Origin of the sequence: Frisingicoccus sp., from assembly GCA_016298055.1 — a bacterium.
GTDB lineage: Bacteria > Bacillota > Clostridia > Lachnospirales > Lachnospiraceae > Frisingicoccus.
On the sequence record JAEDDO010000235.1, the window covers coordinates 1 to 2491 of the forward strand.

Below are 2491 nucleotides of genomic sequence, written 5' to 3' on the forward strand. Positions count from 1 at the left end.
TAAAATAGCATTTAATTACCTTATTTTTTGACTATTACTTTCCAGCTGTTTTTTGATTTATAATATATTGTACAAAACAAAGTGCAACAAAAGTGTTGTCGCCGCCAGTTTTGCAATTGTCAAAATAACATATTTCACAATTTACAAAACATCGCCTGTTCAAAAAATCAAAAACAAAGTTCAAAGAATCAAATTTATTTCAGTCCGAAGCATCTTGGAAGAAATGCGATCAAAAAATGCAACACAAAGCTTGACCATACATTCTTCTGTCTGTGATATAACACGCCGGAAGCCAATGCAAGCCCAATTGCCCCGAGAATGTAGTAGATAGAATGATAGATATGAAGCATTCCGAACACAAGTGCCGTTATCGGCAATGCGATATACCATTTGTCGTCGGGCAGGTTTTTTTCAACTCCGTGCTGCAAAACGCCTTTTGCCAAAATCTCCTGCAATAAAACAGAAATCAAATAATACCTGCGATGTTTGATATTCAGATACGCCCGAAAGAAGGGACGTTCGGCGACTTCTTCCGAAAAATGCTGAAGCACAAGTCTTGCGGCGATAAAAAGAACAATAATTCCCACCGCAATCAAAATACAGGTCAAAACCGTTCTTCTGACATTCGATTTTTCGATTTTTAACCCAAACCACGGCTGAACAAAGGTTGTTCGCAGAGCAAACATCACTGCAAAAATCAGCATGATTCCCTCTGTAATGCGAGATAAGACCTGGCTTTGCACATCCGGCACGAGCGTTGTGAACACCTTCAAAACGATCTGCACCACCGCTACCGCGGCAATCAACCCAATGTAGAAAATCCGTGCGTCGCTGATCTTTTCCTTCCTCACTTTATCTGACATACTTTTCTTTCATCTCCTCTGTCATCGGAACGGGCAGCAGCTCACTTATTTTTTCGCAACACTCTTTCGGAATATAAGAAAAATGAACCGTATGATATTTTAATATGATCAAATCGGATTTTTCTTTCTCATCAAGTACTCTGTCGCAAAAATAGATCCGTTGCTTGCTTCCAAACGGCGTAGGAATGTTTCCTGTGCCGACTTCCTTGATTTCGCTCCATTTTATAAAAACCTTTGTTTTTCCGAATCGTCTGACGCCGATTCCTTCAGCATTTGTATATATCCTTGCACCCATTGCTCTGCATTCAAAGAAGTCAACGGAAATGATCAGCAAAGCAAAGAAAACGGTAAAGCCGAGTGCAATCTTATCTTCTTTACAGCTGATATGCAATGCGCCAAACACCGCACTGTATACCGCCAGAATGCCGGAGACCGTCAGAATGGCAATATAGACGGCATGAAAGAACACACCCTTTTTCGTATAAGTTCGGAATGTCATTGCTCTGCCTCCCGGAAGATTATGTTTATCACGGTGACATCGCTTTGCGACGGCCACTTGGTACGGTATCCCCACTCGGCAACGCCGGCAGAAACAATCGCGTGGGTTTCGCCGTACATCCGATGTCCGAATGAAATATCCCGCTGATACGGCATTAAAAGCCCCATAAAAGGAAATGCATAACCGTGAGTGTGCCCGCATATTGCAAGATCCGCAACGCCCTCCAGCCGGCTGAGCCCTTTTGTACGATGTTGGAGGACAATCGTCGGAGCCTCCGTGTCAAGTCCGCAATCCTTCATAATCTGTTTAACGCCGACCTTAAGCGCATTGCGGCGCCCGACGATATTAACGCCGTTTTCAAGCATCACGCCGCAGTCCTTGAGAATCGTCACGTCTGCCCGCCGCAAATACGGCTCCGGATCAAACCTGCACTCTTTCTCGTGATTTCCTTCTGCATAAAATATACCGTATCGGCAATCCAGTTTTTTCAGAGCTTTTTCCATATACTCCATGTCGGATACGGAGGATGAAGAATCACAGATATCACCGTCAATTAAAATGACATCCGGCTTTGCTGCCTGCACCAATTGCACCATCTGATCCATTTCGCTGTGCCGCGCACCCGCACCGACATGGAAATCCGAAATAACGGCAATGGAGAGGCTGTCATCTGCACAGCTTTTTTCAAGTTGGATATCGTATGTAACGGTTCTCAAGGTTGTGGCATTATACACAGATGGTATCATGTATACAGCGGAAATCAGAATCGCGGCAAGAAAAAATGCGGTTTGACTGCTCAGAATTTTCAGTATTTTTCTGTGTTTAAAATGACGCGCAAGTTCAAAACCGAAATACCGTACCACAGACAGAAGCAAGGCAAATGCCGACACGGTAAAATAGAAGGTCTCCGTCCATATGATGATTTCCCGCAGAACACCGTCTTTCATGCGGTAAACGGCAAACAGAATCAGTAAGATGCTTGCAATTCCGATCGTATGAAAAACAATTACCAAAACGCGTGTTAGCCTATTTCCGAACCATTCTCTCGGTGTCTGCAGAATGGTTAACACGGACATTGCCGCAAGTGCTGCTATCATTAAAATCCACATCATGTTTTTATCGTCTTACC

At 43.7% G+C, this 2491-nt stretch carries 3 protein-coding genes; all 3 read right to left on the reverse strand.

Features of this window, described 5'->3' with window-relative positions:
* Positions 1–194: 194 nt before the first annotated feature.
* From QZZ35_RS11010 to QZZ35_RS11020, 3 genes are read right to left on the reverse strand one after another with little or no spacing between them, the layout of a single operon-like run.
* Positions 195–863, reverse strand: coding sequence for a CPBP family intramembrane glutamic endopeptidase (locus QZZ35_RS11010; RefSeq protein ID WP_291237446.1), 669 nt, complete (start codon positions 861–863; stop codon positions 195–197).
* Positions 853–1362, reverse strand: coding sequence for a hypothetical protein (locus QZZ35_RS11015; protein WP_291237447.1), 510 nt, complete (start codon positions 1360–1362; stop codon positions 853–855). The genes QZZ35_RS11010 and QZZ35_RS11015 overlap by 11 nt, the downstream gene beginning before the upstream one ends.
* A complete protein-coding gene (locus QZZ35_RS11020) occupies positions 1359–2474 on the reverse strand; it encodes a metallophosphoesterase (RefSeq protein WP_291237448.1) in 1116 nt (371 codons plus the stop codon). Before QZZ35_RS11020 ends, QZZ35_RS11015 begins: the two co-directional genes overlap by 4 nt.
* Positions 2475–2491 lie beyond the last annotated feature (17 nt).